This window comes from Cyanobium sp. Morenito 9A2, from assembly GCF_024345575.1.
Classification (GTDB): domain Bacteria; phylum Cyanobacteriota; class Cyanobacteriia; order PCC-6307; family Cyanobiaceae; genus ATX-6F1.
This window is the reverse complement of record NZ_JAGQBJ010000006.1, coordinates 74,965-94,772: the sequence shown is the minus strand read 5'-3', so window position 1 is coordinate 94,772 and position 19,808 is coordinate 74,965. Positions and strand designations below refer to the sequence as shown.

Sequence of the window (19,808 nt, the reverse complement as noted above, 5' to 3'; positions counted from 1 at the left end):
GGCGCGGGATGATCGCAGGCAACAACCCGCGCCGTCTCGGCCCACTCCGCCCATGTTGCGCATCGCCCAGACGCTGACCCAGCAGCTGCAGGAGGCGATCACTCGGGCCTATCCGGAGGCAGCCGAACCGGCGGCGGCCTCCGGGCAGCCCCTGGACCCCCAGTTGGCCCCGGCCAGCAAGCCCGAGTTCGGTGATTTCCAGGCCAATGGTGCCCTGGCCCTGGCCAGGGGCCTCGGCCAGTCGCCTCGCGCCATCGCCACCGCCATCGCTCGGCAACTGACGGTCGATGCCGCCTTTGCCGAGCTCTGCCTGGAGCCGCAGATCGCCGGCCCCGGGTTCATCAACCTCACCCTGCGCCCCGAACGGCTGGCGGCGGAGCTGGCGGCGCGGCTGGGGGATCCCCGGCTGGGGGTGGAGCGGGCCCAGGCCCCAGGTGGGGGCTCTGCTGCGCCGGTGATCGTGGATTTCTCCAGCCCCAACATCGCCAAGGAGATGCACGTGGGGCACCTGCGCTCCACGATCATCGGCGACGCCCTGGCACGGGTGCTGGAGTTCCGCGGCCATCCGGTGCTTCGCCTCAACCACGTGGGCGACTGGGGAACCCAGTTCGGGATGCTGATCACCCACCTCAAGCAGGTGGCTCCGGAAACCCTCACCACGGCCGATGCGGTCGATCTGGGCGATCTGGTGGCCTTTTACCGCGAGGCCAAGAGGCGCTTCGACGACGACGAGGTCTTCCAGGCCGCCGCCCGCGAGGAGGTGGTGAAGCTGCAGGGGGGCGACCCGGTGTCGCTCAAGGCCTGGGGCCTGCTGTGCGAGCAGAGCCGCCGGGAGTTCCAGGCGATCTACGACCGCCTCGACATCCACCTGAGCGAGCGCGGCGAATCGTTCTACAACCCCTATCTGGCGGCGGTGGTGGCCGATCTGGAGGCCACCGGGTTGCTGGTGATCGACGACGGCGCCGGCTGTGTGTTCCTTGAGGGCATCAAGGGCAAGGACGGCCAGCCCCTGCCCCTGATCGTTCGCAAGAGCGACGGCGGCTTCAATTACGCCACCACCGACCTGGCGGCGATCCGCTATCGCTTCGCCGTTCCCCCCTCAGGCGATGGCGCCGGCCGGGTGATCTACGTGACCGATGCGGGCCAGGCCAGCCACTTCGCCGCCGTCTTCCAGGTGGCGGGGCGGGCCGGCTGGATCCCTGAAGGCGGCCGGCTGGAGCACGTGCCCTTCGGGCTGGTGCAGGGCGAGGACGGCAAGAAACTCAAGACCCGCTCCGGTGACACCGTGCGGCTCAAGGACCTCCTGGATGAGGCGGTGGAGCGCGCCGAAGCCGACCTGCGCCGGCGTCTGGCGGAGGAGGACCGCAGCGAGGATGAGGCCTTCATCGCCCATGGGGCCACCACCGTGGGCCACGCGGCGGTGAAGTACGCCGATCTGAGCACCAACCGTGGCACCAACTACCAGTTCAGCTTCGATCGGATGCTGGCTCTGCAGGGCAACACGGCCCCCTATCTGCTCTATGCGTTCGTGCGCATCCAGGGGATCGCCCGCAAGGGCGGCGCCCTGGAGGCCCCAGCCCAGGACCCGCTGGTGTTCGATCAGCCCCAGGAGTGGGCCCTGGCCCGCCAGCTGCTGCAGTTCGATGCGGTGATCGTCGAGGTGGAGGAGGAGCTGCTGCCGAACCGGCTCTGCGCCTACTTGTTTGAGCTCTCGCAGATCTTCAACCGCTTCTACGACCAGGTGCCGGTGCTCAAGGCCAATGGGCCCGCCAGAGCCTCGCGCCTGGCCCTCTGCCGCCTCACCGCCGACACGCTCAGACTGGGCCTGGGCCTGCTGGGCATTCCCACCCTCGATCGGATGTGATGGTGAATGCGCGCCCCGAGGTGGAATCGCTAACGGCCTACTCCGCGCCGCTGGAGGGACGCCGGGGGTTGCTGCGGCTGGATTTCAACGAGAACACCGTGGGCCCCAGCCCGGCGGTGGTGGAGGCGATCCGCGCCATCCCCGCCGATCACTACGCCATCTACCCGGAGTACGACGGCCTGCGGGAGGCGGTGGTGGCCTCACTGAACTCAGAAGCTGGCTTGCCGGCGGGACCGTCGCCAGCGAAAGGTCTCGTGCCCGCCCAGGTGGGCCTGTTCAACGGCGCCGACGCCGCCATCCATGCGCTCTTTCAGGCCTACGGCGCCCCGGGCGACACCCTTCTCACCACCAGCCCCACCTTCGGCTACTACAGCCCCTGCGCCCGCATGCAGGGCATGGCGATCGAGGCGATCCCCTACGAGGGCCCCGCCTTCGCCTTTCCGCTGGAGGCGATCCAGCTGGCCCTGGCGGCCGGGCCCCGGCTGCTGCTGATCTGCAACCCCAACAACCCCACCGGCACGCGTCTGGCGCCGGAGCGGATTCTGGAGCTGGCGCGTTTGGCCCCCGGCACCCTGGTGGTGGTCGATGAGCTCTACGAGGCCTTCACCGGTGACAGCGTGCTGCCGCAGCTGCTGCGGGCGGCGGGCGTTGGCGGTGATCCCTTCGCGGCGCTGCCCAATCTGCTGGTGCTGCGCTCCCTGGCCAAAACCGCCGGTCTGGCCGGGCTGCGGATCGGTTTCGCGATCGGAGCCGCCGCCGTGGTGGATCGGGTCAGCCGCGTCACCGGCCCCTACGACATCAACAGCTTCGCGGTCACCGCCGCCCGGGCGGCCCTGGCGGATTCTGCCTACGTGGACGCCTACGTGGCCGAGGTGCTGCGGGCCCGCGATTGGTTGGTGCAGCAACTGAATCGGGTCGGGGTGCGGCACCACGCCGAAGGCGGCAACTACCTGTTGATCTGGCCCACGGCCCCAGCGGCCCGGGTGGAGGAGCGGCTGCGCCAGGCCGGCATCCTGGTGCGCTCGATGGCGGGCAAGCCCCTCATTGATGGCTCCCTGCGGGTGAGCCTCGGCACCCTTGAGCAGATGCAGCGCTTCTGGGCGGCCTATGCCGCGATCGATGGGCTCAGCGCAGCACCAGCACCTGGGTGGCGTCGCTGAGCTTGCCCGGCAGGCTCACCGAGCGGCCGACGCGCTTCACGGGCGTGCCCGCCAGGGCCTGCAGGAAGGGCTCGACACTGCCCTGGTCGCAGTCGGCTGGGGTCTTGCCGCTCACGTACTGCACGGGGATCACCCGGCGCGGTTGCAACTCCTTGACCACCGCCGCCGCCTCGGCGCCGTCGTACACCTTCGCTCCGCCGCCGACACCAATGATCAGCAGGTCGGGGCGGCCGAGCAGCACCTTGTCTTCGGGTCGCAGTTCTGACGCCGTGCCCCCGACGTGGGCGATCTCCAGGCCCCCCTGTTTCCACCGCCAGAGAGTGGAGGGGCCAAAGCGACGACCGTCGAGGCGGTCGTGGGGAACCGAGACCCCTTCAATGCGTAGGCCAGCCACCTTGTAGGAGCCTGGGTTCACCAGGAACTTTCCACGGGCCACCGGCGCCCCTTCATCCAGCAAGCGGCTGCTGGCCAGGATCACATCGGCGCTCACGCGGGGCTCAGAGAGCCCTGCGGCGCAGGCCACGGCTTTGAAAGGGTTGATCAGCACCGTGGCGCCGCCGCCCTGGATCAGCAGGGCGCTGTGGCCGTAACTGGTGACATTCACGCCGCCGCCTGCCTGGGCGGCGGCGGGCCAGGGACTACCACCGAGGGCCACCGTCGCCGCCAGCGACGTGCCGCCCAGGGCTCCCGCGCAGCGGCGCAGCAGGGACAGGGGGGGAAGGGCCATGGGGGGTGGGGGGCGCCCGCTGACGCCTGGGCTGGCGCGAACTTAGCAGCGTTGCCCCGGCTGGGTTCAGGCCGGCGATCCGGTCGCGGCTGTGGCGGAGGCCAGGCGCAGGAAATTGCCCAGCAACTGATGGCCGCTTTCGGTGAGCACGCTCTCGGGGTGGAACTGCACCCCCTCCAGGTGGGGGTGGTCCCGGTGCCGCAGGCCCATGATCGTGCCGTCCTCCAGCCAGGCGGTGATCTCCAGGCAGTCGGGGAGGCTGGCGCGCTCCGCGATCAGGCTGTGGTAGCGGGTGGCGGTGAGTGGGTCGGGCAACCCCTTGAACACCCCCTGGCCTCCGTGGCGGACCGGGGAGGTCTTGCCGTGCATCAGCTCCGCCGCCCGCACCACCCGGCCGCCGAACACCTGGGCAAGGCACTGGTGGCCCAGGCACACCCCCAGGATCGGCACGCTGGTGCCCAGCTGCCGCAGCACCTCAAGGCAGATCCCCGCCTGGTTGGGATCGCCCGGGCCCGGCGAGATCACGATCGCAGCGGGCGCCAGTTCACGGATGTCTTGGACGCTGAGGGCGTCATTGCGCTCCACCCGCAGCTCTGCCGCGATCGGATGCTCTGCCGCCAGCTCGCCGAGGTACTGCACCAAATTGAAGGTGAAGCTGTCGTAGTTGTCGAGCACCAGCAGCATCAATCCTCAGCGGCCATGGGGCCCTTGTCTGGACCCATTCAAAGGCCGAGCCGGACCCAGAGCGGCGGGATCAGCAGCAGCAAGGCAATCAGCATCGATGCCAGTGACGCCACCAGCACGGCGGCGGCGGCACAGTCCTTGGCGATGCGGGCCAGGGGGTGGAACTGGCGCCCGATGGCCAGGTCCACCACCGACTCGGTGGCGGTGTTGAGCAACTCCAGCACCAGCACCGCCGCCACGGTCAGCACCAGCACGGCCAGCCGCTCCGTGCTCAGGCCCAGCCACAGCCCCAGCAGGAACACCACCAAACCGGTGATCACATGAATGCGGAAGTTGCGCTGGCTGGCGAAGCCGTAGGCCAGCCCCTGGGCGGCGTAGCGGAAGCTGGCGGGCAGATCGCCGGCCACCCGCCAGGCCCCCACCCGCAGGCTGCGCCCCCGTCGGTGCACGTCGGAGGAATGGGCGGGGATCGTCGTAGGGGGTTCGTGCGGCAACAAGGTGGTCACGCGGCGCAGTGCCTCAAGACTCCTGAGCTGAACCATACCGCCGTTATCTGGGTTCAGCCCGTCAGCAACCGCTCCTGGCGCGCAAGCATGGCCGCCAGGCTGGCCTCATCCGGGTGGTCCCAGCCCAGCAGGTGCAGAAGGCCGTGGCTGGCGAGGAAGCGCAGTTCCTGCTCCACGCTGTGGCCGTGCTCGGGGGCCTGGCGGGCAGCGGTTTCCAGGGAGATCACGATGTCGCCCAGTTCGAGCTCGCCTGTCTCGGGGCCCACGGGCAGGGGCGGCACGTCACCGGCGGCCTCGTCCAAGGCTGCGAAGGCGAGCACGTCGGTGGGGCCGCTTTGCTGGCGCCAGTCAGCGTTGAGCTCGGCGATGGCGGCATCGTCCAGGAGCTGCAACCCGAGGCTGTAGGCCGGCGCGTGCAGGGCATCGGCCAGTTCAGGGCTCAGCTGGGCCAACCAGGCGCCGATCAGCCCGTGCCAGCGCTCGGCCCCCTCCAGGGGGTCGGCCAGGGCACCGGCGGCGCCCAGTAACTCCGGCGCCAGCGTGCCCTCGACGGCGAAGGCCAGGTCGAGATCGGGCAGGGTCACGGGATCGGACGGGGTGGGAAGGGTCATTGGTGCACGATCGGCCGCCCCAGCCAGGCCAGCAGCAAAAGGAAGCCCATCAGCCCAAGGGCGGTGAGGCCGAAGTGCAGCAGGCTCTGGCGCCCCTTGCGCACCATGTTGCGCATGGCCAGCTTGACGAAGCTGGGGGGCGCACTGGCCGGTTGAGGGCTGGTGGGTTCAGTCATGGATCTCTCAGGCCGCCGTTTCCGCCGCCACCTCCACACCCTGGCGCAGCAGCGCCTGGATGAACGGATCGAGATCGCCATCCATCACCCCCTGCACATCGGTGGTCTCCTCGGCCGTGCGCAGGTCCTTGACCATCTGATAGGGGTGAAAGACGTAGTTACGGATCTGGTTGCCCCAGGCCGCCTCGACGATGTCACCGCGGATGTCGGCGATCTCTCCGGCGCGCTGCTCCTGGGCGATCACCAGCAGCTTGGCCATCAGCAGCGCCATCGCCTTTTCTTTGTTCTGCAGCTGGGAGCGCTCCTGGGTGCAGCGCACCGCCAGCCCTGTGGGGATGTGCAGGATGCGCACCGCCGTTTCCACCTTGTTGACGTTCTGGCCGCCGGCGCCGCCGGAGCGGGAGGTGGTGATTTCCAGGTCCTTGTCGGGGATGTCGAGTTTGACGTCCAGGTCGATCTGGGGCATCACCTCCACACCAGCGAAGCTGGTCTGGCGTTTGTCGTTGGCGTTGAACGGCGAAATGCGCACGAGCCGATGGGTGCCTTTTTCGTTGCGCAGGTAGCCGTAGGCGTAGCGCCCGTCGATCTCGATCGTGCAGCTCTTGATCCCCGCCTCCTCTCCTTCCGAGAGCTCATCCACGGACACCTTCATGCCGTGGTCTTCGGCCCAGCGCGTGTACATGCGCATCAGCATCAGCGCCCAGTCCTGGGCATCGGTGCCGCCGGCACCGGCGTTGATCGAGATGACGGCGCCTTCCTTGTCGTAGGGGCCGCTGAGCAAACGCTCCAGCTCCCAGCGATCCAGGTCGGCCTTGAGGCTCTGGAGGCCGCCATTTGCCTCGGCGAGCAGGTCGTCGTCGGCTTCGAGGGCGTAGAGCTCCAGGGTGGCCTGGCCGTCATCGACGGCGCCTTGCCACTGCCGCAACTGCTCCAGCTGGGCCTTCACCTCATCGAGCTGGCGCATCGATTTCTGGGCCTGCTGCTGGTCGTCCCAGAAGGCCGGTTGGGAGGCCAGCTGCTCAAGGTCCCGCTGGCGGGCGGTCAGGGCCGGTACGTCAAAGGCAGTCCTGGGCATGGCCCAGGCGGTCGGTGAGCTCGGAGAGGTCGCGCTTGAAGTCGGTGAGATCGAGCACCGGCGTTCGGGAATCGGTGTGGACGACCGTACCAGCGCGCCGCTGGAACCGTTCTTAGGATTCCATCTAATCGGCACGGCGCAATGGCGGCGGGAGAGACGACGAAGGTCGAGATCTACACCTGGCGGACCTGCCCGTTCTGCATCCGGGCCAAGGCGCTGCTCAGCCTCAAGGGGGTGGTCTTCACCGAGTACGCCATTGATGGCGATTCGGCTGCCCGGGCGGCCATGGCCGAGCGCGCCGGGGGGCGCCGCAGCGTGCCCCAGACCTTCATCGACGGCACCCACGTGGGCGGCTGCGACGACCTGTTCGCCCTCGAGCGCTCCGGCCAGCTCGATGCTCTGCTCGCCTGAGCGTGGCGGACTTCCAACTCTTCGTGCTGGATCCGATTCAGCGCCTGCGCCCCACCAAGGACAGCAGCGTCGCCCTGATGCAGGCGGCCCAGCGGGCCGGCCAGGAGGTGTGGGTGGCCACCCCGGCAGACCTCTCCGTCGTAGGTCGGGATTCAGGCCAGGAGCCGCTGGTGCGCGCCCAGCCCATTACCTTGGCCGCCATCCGTCCCACCGCCGACGGCTGGGAGCTGCCCGAGCCCTGGTGCACCCTGGGGGAGCCCACCTGGTTGTCCCTTACCCATTTCCCGCGGGTGTGGATGCGCAAGGACCCGCCGGTGGATGAGGCCTTCCTCTATGCCACCCACCTGCTGGATCTGGCGGTGCTCAAGGGTGTGCGCGTGCTCAACGCTCCCGCCGCCCAGCGCACCTGGAACGAAAAACTGGGTGCCTTGCGCTACAGCCACCTGATGGCGCCCACCCTGGTGAGCGCCCAAGTGGAGCAGTTGGCCGCCTTTGCCGCCGAGCAGGGGGACGTGGTGCTCAAGCCCCTGGGGGGACGGGCCGGTCAGGGGGTGGTGCGCACGGCCGCAGGGGCCCCCGGGCTGCGGGCGCTGCTGGAGCTGGTGACCCAGCAGCAAACCCTGCCGGTGATGGCCCAGGCGTTCCTGCCGGCGGTTACCGCCGGTGACAAACGCATCCTTTTGGTGGACGGGGAGCCCCTGGGGGCGATCAACCGCCGCCCCGCCGCCGGTGAGTTCCGCAGCAACCTGGCGGTGGGGGGCGCCGCCGAGGCCACGGAACTGAGCCCGCGCGAGCGTCAGATCTGCGCCGAACTCGCACCGGCCCTGCGCAGCGAGGGCCTGTTCTTCGTGGGCATCGATGTGATCGATGGACGCCTCAGCGAGATCAATGTGACCAGCCCTACGGGGGTGCGGGAGGTTGAGCGGCTCGGGGGCGTGCCCCTGGCCGATCTCACCATGGAGCGGCTGCTCGCGGGCTGACGGGCAGGTTCAACTGCTGCTGCAGGACCCCCAGCTTCAGGGCCACCTCCTGCAGTTCGCGCTCGGGTTCGGAGCCCCGCACCAGGCCGGCGCCGGCGGTGAGCTCCAGGCGCCGGCCCCGCAGGGTGCCGCTGCGGATCGCTACGCGCAATTCGGCGTCCCCTTCGCTGTCGATCCAGCCGATCGGGGCGGCGTAATGTCCGCGCTCAAACGGCTCCAGGCTGCGCAGCCAGGCCATCGCCTCCCGTCGGGGCAGGCCCGCCACCGCCGGGGTTGGATGGAGGGCGGCAGCCAGGGCCAGGGGTTGCTGGCCGCCCAGATCGGTGGTGATCGGGGTGTGCAGATGCAGCAGCTGACCGTGGCGGGCCAGGCGCGGGTGGCGGGGTCGGCGGGGGGTCAGGCCGCTCTCGCTCAGCACCTGGGTGATCGCCTCCACCACCAACTCGTGCTCATGGCGGTCTTTGATGGATTCGGTGAGCTGGCCTGGGGGCGATCCGATCGGCGCCGTGCCCGCCAGGGCATCGCAGCGCAACTGCCCCTGGCGCACCGCCAGCAGCCGCTCGGGGGAGGCGCCGATCAGGGCTTCCCCCGGCCGCTGCTGCCAGAGGAAGCGGCAACTGCCGGGCTGGCGCCGGCGCAGCTGGGTCAGCAGGCGCAGGGGATCGAGGGGCTCCTCCAGCTCCAGGTCCTGGCGCACCGCCAGCACAAGCTTGCGCAGCTCTCCTGCCTCCACTAGCTCCAGGGCGCGCTCCACGGCGCCCCGGTAGCCCGCTTGCCAGCTAGAGCGTCGAATCACCCCCGGGCCCAAGGACGGCTCGGCCCAGGCCTCCGGATCAGCGGGGAGGGCAGCGAGCCGCTGGGCCTCCTCCCAGAGTTCCTCGGCGACGGAGCGGGCGGTGACGGCGCCGCCGAGGCTGCGTTGCAGCCGCAGCCAGCTGTGGCGTCCCTGGCGGCTCAGTTGCCAGCGGGGCAGCACCGCCTGCACCCCCGGCACGCCCGAGCGCTCTTGCAGGGGGCTGTCGAAGAAGGAGAAGGCCAGCAGCACCCGGGGCCGTGCCAGGGGAGGGCAGCTTTGGGGGAGGGCCACCAGGCGGCTGAGGCTGATGGCGCTGAAGCGCTGGGCCAGCTCGAAGCGCCGGGGGCCGCTCAGCTCCAGGTGATGGGCCTTGCCGCTGGCGGCCAGACTCAGCCCCGGTGCCCCGTCCCAGAGGAAGCGAAAACCCTGGCCGCCGCCGCCCAGATGCGGCAGCAGGGCCAGGGGATCGCACCGGTGGCTGCCCTCGGGCTCCGCCAGGGGCACCGCCAGACTCAGAACGCCTTCCTCCTCCAGCTGCCGGGCCCCCTGGGCCGCCGCCGCCAGCAGTTCTGGGAAGGAAGGGCTGGCCTGCACCGGTAACGGGTTGGGGGAGGGGGCCATGAAGGCTGCTCAAATGTATGGGCCTTCCCGCGTCGTCCAGCGCCGGTCGCCATGTCCGAGCCCCAGGTCGTCGCAAGCCGTTACGCCTCCACGGAGCCTCTTGAGGCTTCCCCCGCGCCCGATCGCCGACGCCTCTGGAAGGCGGCGATCAAGTGGCCGATGTACTCGGTGGCGGTGATGCCGGTGCTGTTGGCGGCCGGTTGGTGGCTGGGTCAGGGCCAAGCGTTGCGGTTCGAGCAGCTGCTGGGGTTTCTGCTCGGCGCGGTACTGCTGCTGGCCTGGGAAAACCTGGCCAACGATGTGTTCGATGCCGACACCGGCGTGGACCACCAGGGCAAACCGCATTCGCTGGTGAACCTCACCGGCCGCCGCGACCGGGTGGCCTGGATCGCCCATGGCGCCCTGGTGGCGGGCCTGGCCTTGATCGCCCTGGTGGCCCTGCGCAGCAACCCCGCCGTGCTGGCGCTGGTGCTGGCCTGCTGCGGCATCGGCTACGCCTACCAGGGGCCACCCCTGCGTCTGGGCTACCGGGGGCTGGGGGAGCCCCTCTGCTGGCTGGCCTTCGGGCCCCTGGCCACGGCTGCCGCCCTGCTGGCCCTGGCGCCGTCGGGGGCGCCGTCGGGGGTGCCCTGGCGGGCGGCGATCGAGCTGGGCAGCGGTCCGGCCCTGGCCACCACCCTGGTGCTGTTCTGCTCCCATTTCCACCAGGTGCAGGAAGACGCCGCCCACGGCAAGCGTTCGCCCGTGGTGCGCCTGGGCACGGGCCGGGCCGCGGCCCTGGTGCCCTGGTTCGTGGCCGGCACCCTGGCCTTCCAGTGGGCGCCAGTGTTGGCGGGCCAATGGCCCCTGACGGCCCTGCTCGGAGCGGCGGGGCTGCCGGCGGGCACAGCCTTGATCAGCCTGCTGCGGGAGCACCACCGGGTGCCCGAGAAGATCCATGGCAGCAAGTTCCTCGCCCTGCGCTTCCAGGCCCTCAACGGCCTTGGGTTGGCCCTGGGCCTGGCGATCGGACCCGCCCTGGCGGCCCTGAGGTGAGCCGGCTGGCCCTGGCCTGGCGTCCATTCGCCTTCGAGCTGCCCCGGGCGATGGTCACCGCCCATGGGGCGCTGGAGGGCAAGCGGGGCTGGTTGCTGCGCTTGGAGGGCGCCGGTGACGCGCTGGGTTGGGGGGAGGCGGCACCGCTGGCTGCTGAGGGGGCGCAGCCTGATGGAGGCCGCCCGGATGGGCCCGACCTGGAGGCGGCGATCCGGGGGCTGGGGGAGACGATCGAGCGCTCCGATCTTGAGCTCGCCGTGCCAGGTCTGCCCTTGCCCCTGGCCTTTGCCGTGGGTTCGGCCCTGGCGGAGCTGGAGGGTTGGCCCGCCATGGATGGCCGCACGCTCCAGGTCCGTGGGGTGGAGAGCGCTGCCCCCGAGGGTGGATGGCTCAGTGCCCCCGCCTCGGCCGTGCTGCTGCCCGCAGGGGCGGCCATGCCCGAGGCCCTGGAGGGGGCCCTTGCAAGCGGGGCGTCAACGGTCAAATGGAAGGTGGCCTCTGCGGCCGACCGGCTGGAGCGGGAGCTGCTGGAGCGGTTGCTGGGGCGGCTTCCGGCCGCTGCCCGGCTGCGGCTCGATGCCAACGGCGGCTGGGATCGCCCCACGGCCTTCGCCTGGGCCCAGCGGCTGGTGGGGGAGACGCGGCTGGACTGGCTGGAGCAGCCCCTCCCCCCCAGCGATCAGAGCGGCTTGGAGGCGTTGGCGGCCCAGGTGCCCGTGGCTCTCGATGAATCCCTGCGGGCCTTCCCCGAGCTCCGCAGCACCTGGGCCGGTTGGCAGGTGCGTCGCCCGGCCCTTGAAGGCGATCCCCGGCCCTTTTGGCTGGAGCTCCGTCAGGGGGCACCCCGGCGGATGCTCAGCACGGCTCTGGAAACGGGCCTGGGCCAGAGGCTGGTGGCGCACCTGGCGGCCCTGCAGGCCGGGGGGCCCACCCCCACGGCCCCAGGACTGGCGCCGGGCTGGTGCCCGGGCGGGCCGTTGTTCGAAAGCGATCCGGCGCGGGTGTGGGAGGCCGCGGCGTGATCAGTCGCCTGAGCATCGGCGCCGATGCAGCGGCCACGGCCACCGCCCTGGAGGCGCTCTGGGCCGAAGGGAGCCTGGTGGGCCTCGCCTCGCCGCCGGATTGGAGCGCGTTGGCGGCGGCCCTGCCCCCCCGCCTGGGGACCCCCTCCCCCTGGGGGCCGGGGGTGGTGATCGCCAGTGGCGGCAGCAGCGGCCGCCGGGGTTGGTGCGTGCAGCCTCTCGCTGGGCTGGAGCGGGCGGCGGCGGCGGCGGCGCTGTGGCTCCAGGCCCAGGGCCTTGATCCGGCGTCGGCCACCGTGTTCAACCCCTTGCCCCTGCAGCACGTCAGCGGCCTGATGCCCCTGGTGCGCGGGCGCCGCTGGGGGGCCGAGCTGCGCTGGCTGGAGCCCGCCTTGATGCGTGAGCCGGAAGCGCTCGCTGGGCGGGCACCCCTCCCCGACTCGGGGGCGGCGCTGCTGTCGCTGGTGCCCACCCAGCTGCAGCGGCTGCTGGGCGATCCCGCCGGGATCGCCTGGTTGCGCGGCTTCGCTGTGGTCTGGATCGGCGGGGCGGCCCTGGCCCCGGCGCTGGCGGCAGCGGCCCGGCGGGCCGGGGTGCCCTTGTCGCCCTGCTACGGCAGCACCGAAACCGGGGCGATGGTCACCGCCCTTGCGCCCGGGCGTTTCCTGGCGGGGGAAGGGGGCTGCGGACACCCCCTGGCCCATGCCCAGGTGCGCCTCGATCCGGCGAGCGGTGCCCTGCAGGTGAAGGCCACAAGCCTCAGTCCCGGGGCCTTCGACGCCGGGGCCTTTCAACCCCTGGAGGCACCGGAGGGGTGGTGGAGCAGCGGTGATGGGGGCCGGCTGAGTCCGGCCGGACTGGAGCTGCTGGGCCGGCTCGATGGGGCCCTCAGCAGTGGCGGCGAGACGGTGTTCCCCGAGGAGGTGGAGGGCCGTCTGCGGGCCCTGGCGGCTGCGGCCGATCTGCCCCTGCAGGCGGTTCTGGTGCTGGGCCAGAACGACCCGCTCTGGGGGCAGCGACTGGTGGCGTTGGTGCGGGCCCAGAGCGGCGCCGATGCCAGCGCGCTGGTGGCGGCGTTGGAGCGGGTCGCGGCGGTCCTCCCCCCCGCCCAGCGCCCCCGGAGCTGGCTCCTTTGCCCGGAGCTGGCTCCCAATGGGTTGGGGAAATGGGAGCGCGGGCGCTGGGGACGGTGGCTGCGGGAGGCCCCAAGGAACGCCTCCAGCGATGGCCTCACTCAGTGACGCCGAGGTGACAGCGATGAACGGTTCGGCTAGAAGCGTGGGGCCTGCCCTGCACCCATGACCGAAAGCGATCACACCGAGGTCAGTAACAAGAAGCTTGCCGCCGGACTGCTGGGCATTTTTCTGGGGGCCTTCGGCATTCACAAATTCGTGCTGGGTTACACCACTCCCGGCGTGATCATGCTGGTGGTCACCGTGGTGACCTGTGGATTCGGAGGGTTCGTGATGGGTGTGATCGGCCTGATCGAGGGGATCATCTACCTCACCAAGACCCCCGAGGAGTTCAAGGCCACCTACATCGACGCCAAGAAGGAGTGGTTCTGAGCCGCTCCAACTTCCGCCCGCCCGCCCCTGCCGCCAACCGGGCCGAGCGCCCCGCCCTGCGGCTGATCCTGGCGGTGGCGGCCCTGGTGAGCTTCAGCCTGGCCGGGGTGACGATCCAGGACGGCCCCCATCCCCTGGCTTTGCTGGCCAGCCTGCTGCCCCTGCAGCTGGCGGCGCTGCTCTGGGCGCTGCGCCGCTAGACCCCAGAGGGATGGTGGCGTTTAGGGCTTGGCCCCGGAACCGCCACCCAGCTTTCCGCCCAGGTCGCTCTCCAGGAAAGCGCTCACCACACTGCTGAGGCCGCTGATGCGGCTGACGGCCGCCTGCAGAGCCGGCAGGTTCACGGCCAGGTCGGTGGTGGGGTAGGCCTGCAGGAAGCCGATGGGGGAAAGTTTGCCGTCGCCGGCGTTGATCCCCAGCACCGTGGCGGCCCGCAGGGCGGGCACCCCCGCCTGGGGAGCCTGGAGGGGGTAGAGGATTCGGGCCACGCGGGAGAGGGCCACACCACCGAGGCGGGTGGCCAGCAGACGGCTGGTGGTGACGAGAGGCAGGCTGACACTGCGGTTGAGCAGATCGGCCACGGTCTGGGGTTGCTGGCGGCTCAGGCGGATCACATCGGCCAGCAGGCCCCGGGCCTCGCCTGTTTGGGCCAGGTGCGCCAGGTCGGCCACGGAAATCGAGCGCCGGAAGGCGCCGGTCACGAACACCACCTGCTCGGCGGCGGGGGCAGGCAGGGGCAGCAGGCTCAGGGAGGTGCCCAGCAGGGCAAGGCTGAGGGTGGAGGCGCGGCGCATGCTCGGCAGGTCCAGGTGCAGACCATCCCTAGCGCCGTTTCGTCCCCAAGGGCTGTTTCCGCCCACTCCGGTCAGACTTCTCACGATGCTTGATCCGGTGGCCAATCGCCTGACCCTCTGCTTTCGCCCCCAGGGGGTGGGTCGTGTCCCCGAGGCGCTTTTCCTGGCTGTGTGGCTGCTGGGCTGGGCCGTGGGTGAGGTGGTCGTCCTGGCCGCCCTGGGCCACAGTCTGGTCGCCTGGCTGGGCCTGGGAGCCCCGGGCATGGCGTCGGTCGCGGGAGGTCCACCGGCCCTCTTCATGGCGGGCTTTCTGCTGCTCTGGCTCACGTTCTGGACCCTGGGGGGCCTGGCGGCGATCCGGCAGCTCCTCCGCCTGCTCTGGGCCGTCGATCGCGTTGAGCTCGATGGGCACCATTTGGTGTCCCTGCGCCACCTGGGTCCCTTCGCCCACCGTCGCCGGTTCGAGTTGGCGGCGGTTCGTTCCTTCTCCGTGCGCCTGCGCGGCTCAGCCGCTGGGGCCCTGGTGGCCAACCTGACGCACGGGGCTGTGGAGCTCACCGACCTCGGGCGCCCGCGGCACCGGGCTGAGGCGGCGGAGCAACTGAACCAGGCGCTGCAGCTGGTGGAGGGACGCCCATCGGCCGGTTCCTCAGCCGTTGCCGGTCCACCCGGGGGGTGGCAGGAGTTGGCCGATCGCTCGGGGGAGCGTCTGCTGATAAGCGATCCCCGCGCCCGGCGCCGGGAGGCGGTGGTGATGGGCCTGCTGACGGTCGTCTTTGGAGGCGGTGCCCTGCTGCTGGCCCGGTCAAGCCAGACGGAGCCGGTGCTGTGGGCGCTGACTTTGATGATTGCCGCTGTCGCGGGCCTTTGCCTCTGGGGGGTCGTTTGGCTGGCATTCGGGCGGATCGAATGGCGCCTCGGTCCGCGCCAGCTGGTGCAGCAACGCCGTTTCGGCGCCGGTGTGCAGGAGCGCTGGACTGCCCACGCCCTGGAGCTGCTCGAAACCTCCGACAGCGACAACGACCGTTGGTACGACCTGCGGGCAATCGAGCTCAGCGGCGAGGGCTCCCGTGAGCCGCCCGGGGCGATCTCGATCACCAAGGTGATCCACCACCCGAACCAGCCCCGCGACCTCGGGCTGTGGCTGGCCCATCAGAGCCGCGTGCCTTTCCATGACCGGGTGCCCAGCGAGGCGGAGCGCCTGGCCGAGCACCAGCTCAGCCTGGAGCAGGTGCGCGACAAACTGGATCGCTCCGGCCGCGCAGGTCGTTGGCTGCTGGGGGCGCTGGAGGGTGTCCTGGAGGAGGCCGTGGGCCCTAGGACACCCCCTGAGGAGTCTGCGGGTTCCCGCCGGCCGCCTCTGCGGCGCTCGAGGCCTTCAGCCAACGCTCGATCGGTTCCGGAAGCCCGCAGCGCTGACGGGTCGCCGCCTCGATCGCCCTGTGGCGGGTGAGGGCATTGGCGGCCTCGAAACCGCCGGCCTCGAAGCGATAGCGCACCTCGAAGAGGCCTCCCTCTAGGACCACCGGGGCCAGGGTGATCGCCAGGGCATCGCCGGCGAGCATGGGCCTGTGGAAATCGGCACGGGTGTGCACGATCGGCAGCGCCACGGCCGGGTTGGCCCGCCCGCCAGGCAACTCCGTGCGCCAGGTCGGCCCCGGGAAGATTTCGGCGGAGCTCAGTCCGAAGGCCTCCAGGCTCTGCTCATAGGCCTCGTGGCACCAGCGCAGCAGCTGGTGAAAGTGCATCACCCCGGCGGCATCGGTGTCACCGAAACGAACGGTGCGGCTCTGGTGCAGCCAGTGGCCGGGGATGGGGGGATCCTTGAAAAAGTTGTCGAACAACCGTCAGCGGTCCACCGAGCCCATGATCACGTCGATCGAACCGAGGATCGCCATGATGTCGGCCACCTTGGCCCCGGTGAGGATGTGGGGCAGGATCTGAAGGTTGTTGAAATCGGCCGCGCGGATCTTCCAGCGCCACGGGGTCACATCATCGTTGCCCATGATGAACACGCCCAGTTCGCCCTTGCCTGACTCGAGCCGGGCGTAGAGCTCACCGCCGGGGATCTTGAAGGTGGGGGCCACTTTCTTGGCGATGTACTGCATATCGAAGCTGGAGGCTTCGCCGCCCTTGCCTTCGGTGATCCGCCGCGCCTCCAGGCTCTCGGTGGGGCCGCCGGGAATGGCCGCGGCGGCCTGGCGCAGGATCTTGAGCGATTCGCGCATCTCCTGGATTCGCACCCGGTAGCGGGCGTAGCAATCGCCCTCGGTGGCGGTGGCCACGTCCCAGTCGAAATCGTCGTAGCACTCGTAGTGATCCACCTTGCGCAGGTCCCAGGGCACGCCGGAGGCGCGCAGCATCGGCCCCGAGAGGCTCCAGTTGATCGCCATCTCGCGGCTGATTACCCCGAGGCCCTCGATGCGGCGCTTGAAGATCGGGTTGTTGGTGATCAGCTTTTCGTATTCGTCGATCTTCGGGCCGAACCAGTCGCAGAAATCCAGCAGCTTGTCGAGCCAGCCGTAGGGCAGATCCACCGCCACCCCACCGATGCGGAAGTAGTTGTTGTTGATCAGCCGCTGGCCCGTGGCCGCCTCCCAGAGGTCGTAGATCATCTCCCGCTCGCGGAAGATGTAGAAGAACGGGGTCTGGGCGCCCACGTCCGCCAGGAAGGGGCCGAGCCAGAGCAGGTGGTTGGCGATGCGGTTGAGCTCCAGCATCAGCACCCGAATGTGGCTGGCGCGCTTCGGCACCGGGATGTCGGCCAGCTTTTCGGGCGCGTTGACGGTGATCGCCTCGTTGAACATCCCCGCCGCGTAGTCCCAGCGGCTCACGTAGGGCACGAACATCACGTTCGTGCGGTTCTCGGCGATCTTCTCCATGCCGCGGTGCAGGTAGCCGATCACCGGCTCGCAGTCCACCACGTCTTCGCCATCGAGGGTCACCACCAGCCGCAGCACCCCGTGCATGGAGGGGTGATGGGGGCCGAAGTTGATCACCATCGGCTCCGTGCGCGTTTCGAGCTGCGTCATGGCGCCGTTGGCGGGATCGAGTGGGCGGATCTTAGGAAGGGAGCAGCGCTCCTTAGGTCCATTTCTTTCTCGTTTGGCTGAACGTCCCCCCACGGCGGCTGCTCCTGCTGCCTCTGAGCCCCCCGGCGCCACGGCCTTCGAGCACATCCCCGTGCTGGCGGAGCCGCTGCTGGCGGCCTTCGCCGGCCTGGGCGCCGGCGGTCTGCTGCTCGACTGCACCGTGGGCGGTGGCGGCCACAGCGCCCTGCTGCTGGAGGCCCATCCGGGCCTGCGTCTGATCGGCCTCGACCAGGATCCCGCCGCCCTGGCGGCCGCCGCCGAACGCCTGGCCCCGTTCGGGAATCGCGTGAGCCTGGTGGCCGGCAACTTCGCCGCCTTCACACCGCCGGAGCCGCTGCTGGGGGTGCTGGCGGACCTGGGAGTCAGCAGCCCCCAGCTGGATGGGGGGGCGCGGGGCTTCAGCTTTCGCGCCGATGGTCCCCTGGACATGCGCATGAATCCGGGGGCCGGCGAGACCGCCGCCGCGCTGATCGATCGCCTCACCGAAGGCGAGTTGGCTGACCTGATCTACGCCTACGGGGAGGAGCGGCTCTCACGGCGCATCGCCCGCCGGATCGTGGAGCAGGGGCCCTGGGGCGGCGCGGCTGCCACTGAGGCCGATCGGGGCACGGCGGCGCTGGCCTACCTGGTGGCGGGTTGCTATCCGCCCAAGGCCCGCCGCGGCCGGATCCACCCCGCCACGCGCACCTTCCAGGCCCTGCGCATCGCGGTCAACGACGAGCTAGGGGCCCTCGACACCCTGCTGAGGCGCGCCCCCGACTGGTTGGTGCCCGGTGGCCTGCTGGCGGTGATCAGCTTCCATTCGCTTGAGGATCGCCGGGTGAAAACCGCTTTTCTCCGTGATGAACGGTTGGAGCGGATCACGCGCAAGCCCCTGGTGGCCGGTGAGGCGGAGCAGGAGCTCAACCCCCGCAGCCGCTCCGCCAAGTTGCGGGTGGCCCGGCGCCCCCTTGAGGCGAGCCCATGAACCAGCAGGACGTGATCTGGTGGCTGGCGCTGTTGATCCAGCTGGTGGCGATCCCGGGCACCCTCTTTCCGGTGCTGCCGGGCCTGGCCCTGCTGCCCCTGGGGGCGGGCCTCTGGACCTGGTCGGTGGGCTGGGCCGTGGGTTTGCCGGCCCTGGCGCTGGCCAGCTTGATCCTGCTGTTGGGCTGGGGAGCTGACGCCCTGGGGATGCTGCTGGGGGCGGCGCGGCTGCAGGCCACCCGCTGGGCCTACATCGGCGCCGGTCTGGGGCTGGTGGTGGGGCTGCTGGGGCTGCTGCCGGCCCTGCCCATCGGTGGCCCGCTGGTGGGGGCCCTGGTGGGGCCGCTGCTGGGAGCCGCGCTCGGCGAGCTGCTGAGTGCCTCGGGCGAGCTGGGGCCCTTCGGTCTTGAGCGTTTGAAGCGCTCGCTGCTGGTGGGCCTGGCGGTGGTGGCCGGGATGCTGTTGAGCCGCCTGGCCCAGGTGATCCTGGCGGTGGTGGGGGTGGTGGGTTTCGTGCTGATCAGCCGGCTCCTGGTCTGATCAGCTCGCCCCGCAGCTCCCGCACCGTGGCGGCCACCGCCTCGATGGCCTGATCGATCTCGGCGTCGGTGGTGCCGCGCCCCAACCCGAAGCGGATCGAAGCCGCCGCCTCGGCGCGGCTGCGCCCCAGGGCCGCCAGCACGTGGGAGGGGCTGCCGCTGCTGCAGGCCGAACCGCCGCTCACCGCCAGCTGCCGCCGCAGGGCGCCGTGCAGCTGGCTCCCCTCCACCCCGCCGATGGTCACGTTGAGGTTGTGGGCCAGGCGCTGGCTCGGGTGGCCGTTGAGGCGCACGTCGCCGAGGGCTTCCAGGGCGCCCCAGAGCTGATCTCGCAGGGCCCCCAGGCGCTCGCTGCGCGCCTCCCGGTCGCCCTCTGCTAACTCCGCCGCCTTGGCCAGCCCCACGATCAAGGGCACTGCCAGGGTGCCGGCCCGCAGGCCCCGCTCCTGGCCGCCGCCGTGCTGCTGGGGCGCCGGCCGCACCCCGCCGACCAGCACCAGGGCGCCGATGCCCTTGGGGCCGTAGAGCTTGTGGCCGCTGAGGCTCAAAAGGTCGATGCCCAGCTCCCGGGGCCTCAGGCTCAGGTGGCCCATGGCCTGGGCCGCGTCGCAGTGGAAGCTGATGCCCCTGGACTGGCAGAGGGCCCCGATCGCCGCCAGGGGCTGGAGCACGCCAATCTCGTTGTTGGCGGCCATCACGCTCACCAGCACGGTGTCGGGGCGCAGGGCCGCCTCCAGCTGGTTCAGGTCCACCAGACCGTCGGGGTTCACCGGCAGCACCGTGAGCGCGAAGCCCTGGGATTCCAGATGCCGCAGCGTGTCGAGCACGGCCCGGTGCTCGGTGGCCACGGTCACCAGGTGGCGGCCCTGGCTTGATCGGGCTTCGGCGATCCCCTTGAGGGCCAGGTTGTTGGCCTCGGTGGCGCCACTGGTGAACACCAGCGCCTCAGGTTCCACCCCCAGGCCAGCGGCCAGCGAGCGGCGCGCCTGCTCCACGGCGGCGCTGGCCGTCAGCCCCGGGCGGTGCAGGCGGCTGGCGGGGTTGGCGAACTGCTCGCTCCAGTGGGGCGCCATGGCGGCCACCACCTCCGGGGCGCAGGGGGTGGTGGCCTGGTGATCCAGGTAGGGGAGGACACGGGCCAGGGTTTCGCCTGATGCTTAGGACAGCTCCATGCTGACAAGATC

Annotated in this window: 22 protein-coding genes; 11 read left to right on the top strand and 11 right to left on the bottom strand. The window is 70.7% G+C overall.

Annotation, left to right across the window (positions count from 1 at the left end; genetic code table 11):
* Positions 1–52: 52 nt before the first annotated feature.
* Positions 53–1,864 carry an arginine--tRNA ligase gene (gene argS, locus KBY88_RS09270; protein WP_254939641.1) on the top strand — a complete coding sequence of 604 codons (1,812 nt, stop codon included), beginning with the start codon at positions 53–55 and terminating at the stop codon, positions 1,862–1,864.
* Positions 1,864–3,024 carry a pyridoxal phosphate-dependent aminotransferase gene (locus KBY88_RS09265; protein ID WP_254939640.1) on the top strand — a complete coding sequence of 387 codons (1,161 nt, stop codon included), beginning with the start codon at positions 1,864–1,866 and terminating at the stop codon, positions 3,022–3,024. Before argS ends, KBY88_RS09265 begins: the two co-directional genes overlap by 1 nt.
* Here KBY88_RS09265 and KBY88_RS09260 read toward each other — a convergent pair.
* The 6 genes from KBY88_RS09260 to prfB all read right to left on the bottom strand — a co-directional run bounded on the left by KBY88_RS09260 (position 2,990) and on the right by prfB (position 6,861).
* On the bottom strand, positions 2,990–3,751 hold the full coding sequence (locus KBY88_RS09260; RefSeq protein ID WP_254939639.1) for an MBL fold metallo-hydrolase: 762 nt from the start codon (positions 3,749–3,751) through the stop codon (positions 2,990–2,992). The two genes, KBY88_RS09265 and KBY88_RS09260, sit on opposite strands and share 35 nt — an antisense overlap.
* A 66-nt stretch (positions 3,752–3,817) precedes the next feature.
* Positions 3,818–4,435, bottom strand: coding sequence for an anthranilate synthase component II (locus KBY88_RS09255; protein ID WP_254939638.1), 618 nt, complete (start codon positions 4,433–4,435; stop codon positions 3,818–3,820).
* Positions 4,436–4,473: 38 nt separating this feature from the next.
* A complete protein-coding gene (locus KBY88_RS09250; protein ID WP_254939637.1) occupies positions 4,474–4,977 on the bottom strand; it encodes a diacylglycerol kinase family protein in 504 nt (167 codons plus the stop codon).
* Between the two features lie 17 nt (positions 4,978–4,994).
* Positions 4,995–5,552 (bottom strand): rRNA maturation RNase YbeY, encoded by a 558-nt coding sequence (ybeY, locus tag KBY88_RS09245; RefSeq protein WP_254939636.1) that lies wholly within the window; start codon positions 5,550–5,552, stop codon positions 4,995–4,997.
* The gene (locus KBY88_RS09240; RefSeq protein WP_254939635.1) at positions 5,549–5,728 is read right to left on the bottom strand and encodes a DUF3285 domain-containing protein; all 180 of its coding nucleotides are present in this window, start codon (positions 5,726–5,728) and stop codon (positions 5,549–5,551) included. The genes ybeY and KBY88_RS09240 overlap by 4 nt, the downstream gene beginning before the upstream one ends.
* A 7-nt stretch (positions 5,729–5,735) precedes the next feature.
* Positions 5,736–6,861, bottom strand: a protein-coding gene (gene prfB, locus KBY88_RS09235) for a peptide chain release factor 2 (protein WP_254939634.1) whose coding sequence is annotated in 2 segments (ribosomal slippage) — positions 5,736–6,785 and positions 6,787–6,861 — 1,125 coding nt in all. Because the reading frame shifts where the segments join, the coding sequence is not laid out codon by codon here.
* 83 nt (positions 6,862–6,944) lie between these two features.
* Here prfB and grxC point away from each other — a divergent pair.
* Both grxC and gshB read left to right on the top strand, forming a co-directional pair.
* Positions 6,945–7,214: a glutaredoxin 3 gene (gene grxC, locus KBY88_RS09230; protein ID WP_254939633.1), complete on the top strand. Its 270-nt coding sequence runs from the start codon at positions 6,945–6,947 to the stop codon at positions 7,212–7,214.
* A 2-nt stretch (positions 7,215–7,216) separates the two neighbouring features.
* Positions 7,217–8,194 (top strand): glutathione synthase, encoded by a 978-nt coding sequence (gene gshB, locus KBY88_RS09225; RefSeq protein ID WP_254939632.1) that lies wholly within the window; start codon positions 7,217–7,219, stop codon positions 8,192–8,194.
* Here gshB and KBY88_RS09220 read toward each other — a convergent pair.
* Positions 8,166–9,611 (bottom strand): isochorismate synthase, encoded by a 1,446-nt coding sequence (locus KBY88_RS09220; protein WP_254939631.1) that lies wholly within the window; start codon positions 9,609–9,611, stop codon positions 8,166–8,168. The two genes, gshB and KBY88_RS09220, sit on opposite strands and share 29 nt — an antisense overlap.
* Positions 9,612–9,662: 51 nt before the next feature.
* Here KBY88_RS09220 and menA point away from each other — a divergent pair, with 51 nt between their 5' ends.
* From menA to KBY88_RS09195, 5 genes are read left to right on the top strand one after another with little or no spacing between them, the layout of a single operon-like run.
* Positions 9,663–10,646: a 2-carboxy-1,4-naphthoquinone phytyltransferase gene (menA, locus tag KBY88_RS09215; RefSeq protein ID WP_254939630.1), complete on the top strand. Its 984-nt coding sequence runs from the start codon at positions 9,663–9,665 to the stop codon at positions 10,644–10,646.
* Positions 10,647–10,696: 50 nt separating this feature from the next.
* Positions 10,697–11,668, top strand: coding sequence for an enolase C-terminal domain-like protein (locus KBY88_RS09210; protein WP_254939720.1), 972 nt, complete (start codon positions 10,697–10,699; stop codon positions 11,666–11,668).
* Entirely contained in the window at positions 11,665–12,909 is a 1,245-nt protein-coding gene (locus tag KBY88_RS09205; RefSeq protein ID WP_254939629.1) for an AMP-binding protein, read from the top strand. Before KBY88_RS09210 ends, KBY88_RS09205 begins: the two co-directional genes overlap by 4 nt.
* A gap of 57 nt (positions 12,910–12,966) precedes the next feature.
* The gene (locus KBY88_RS09200) at positions 12,967–13,233 is read left to right on the top strand and encodes a TM2 domain-containing protein (RefSeq protein ID WP_254939628.1); all 267 of its coding nucleotides are present in this window, start codon (positions 12,967–12,969) and stop codon (positions 13,231–13,233) included.
* Positions 13,224–13,433 carry a hypothetical protein gene (locus KBY88_RS09195; RefSeq protein WP_254939627.1) on the top strand — a complete coding sequence of 70 codons (210 nt, stop codon included), beginning with the start codon at positions 13,224–13,226 and terminating at the stop codon, positions 13,431–13,433. The genes KBY88_RS09200 and KBY88_RS09195 overlap by 10 nt, the downstream gene beginning before the upstream one ends.
* A 21-nt stretch (positions 13,434–13,454) precedes the next feature.
* On the opposite strand, the gene KBY88_RS09190 is transcribed toward KBY88_RS09195, so the two are convergent.
* From KBY88_RS09190 to KBY88_RS09180, 3 genes are all read right to left on the bottom strand, one after another.
* A complete protein-coding gene (locus tag KBY88_RS09190) occupies positions 13,455–14,027 on the bottom strand; it encodes an alpha/beta hydrolase (RefSeq protein ID WP_254939626.1) in 573 nt (190 codons plus the stop codon).
* A gap of 1,316 nt (positions 14,028–15,343) precedes the next feature.
* Positions 15,344–15,871 (bottom strand): acyl-CoA thioesterase, encoded by a 528-nt coding sequence (locus tag KBY88_RS09185; protein WP_254939625.1) that lies wholly within the window; start codon positions 15,869–15,871, stop codon positions 15,344–15,346.
* Positions 15,872–15,874: 3 nt separating this feature from the next.
* Positions 15,875–17,059: an NAD(P)H-quinone oxidoreductase subunit H gene (locus KBY88_RS09180; protein WP_254939624.1), complete on the bottom strand. Its 1,185-nt coding sequence runs from the start codon at positions 17,057–17,059 to the stop codon at positions 15,875–15,877.
* A 73-nt stretch (positions 17,060–17,132) separates the two neighbouring features.
* On the opposite strand from KBY88_RS09180, the gene rsmH reads away from it, so the two are divergent.
* Together rsmH and KBY88_RS09170 are read left to right on the top strand one after the other, a co-directional pair.
* Positions 17,133–18,086 carry a 16S rRNA (cytosine(1402)-N(4))-methyltransferase RsmH gene (gene rsmH, locus KBY88_RS09175; protein ID WP_254939623.1) on the top strand — a complete coding sequence of 318 codons (954 nt, stop codon included), beginning with the start codon at positions 17,133–17,135 and terminating at the stop codon, positions 18,084–18,086.
* A complete protein-coding gene (locus tag KBY88_RS09170; RefSeq protein ID WP_254939622.1) occupies positions 18,083–18,625 on the top strand; it encodes a DUF456 family protein in 543 nt (180 codons plus the stop codon). The genes rsmH and KBY88_RS09170 overlap by 4 nt, the downstream gene beginning before the upstream one ends.
* Here KBY88_RS09170 and KBY88_RS09165 read toward each other — a convergent pair.
* Complete coding sequence (locus KBY88_RS09165) at positions 18,606–19,766, bottom strand: cysteine desulfurase family protein (RefSeq protein ID WP_261348654.1); 1,161 nt, start codon at positions 19,764–19,766, stop codon at positions 18,606–18,608. The two genes, KBY88_RS09170 and KBY88_RS09165, sit on opposite strands and share 20 nt — an antisense overlap.
* Positions 19,767–19,808 lie beyond the last annotated feature (42 nt).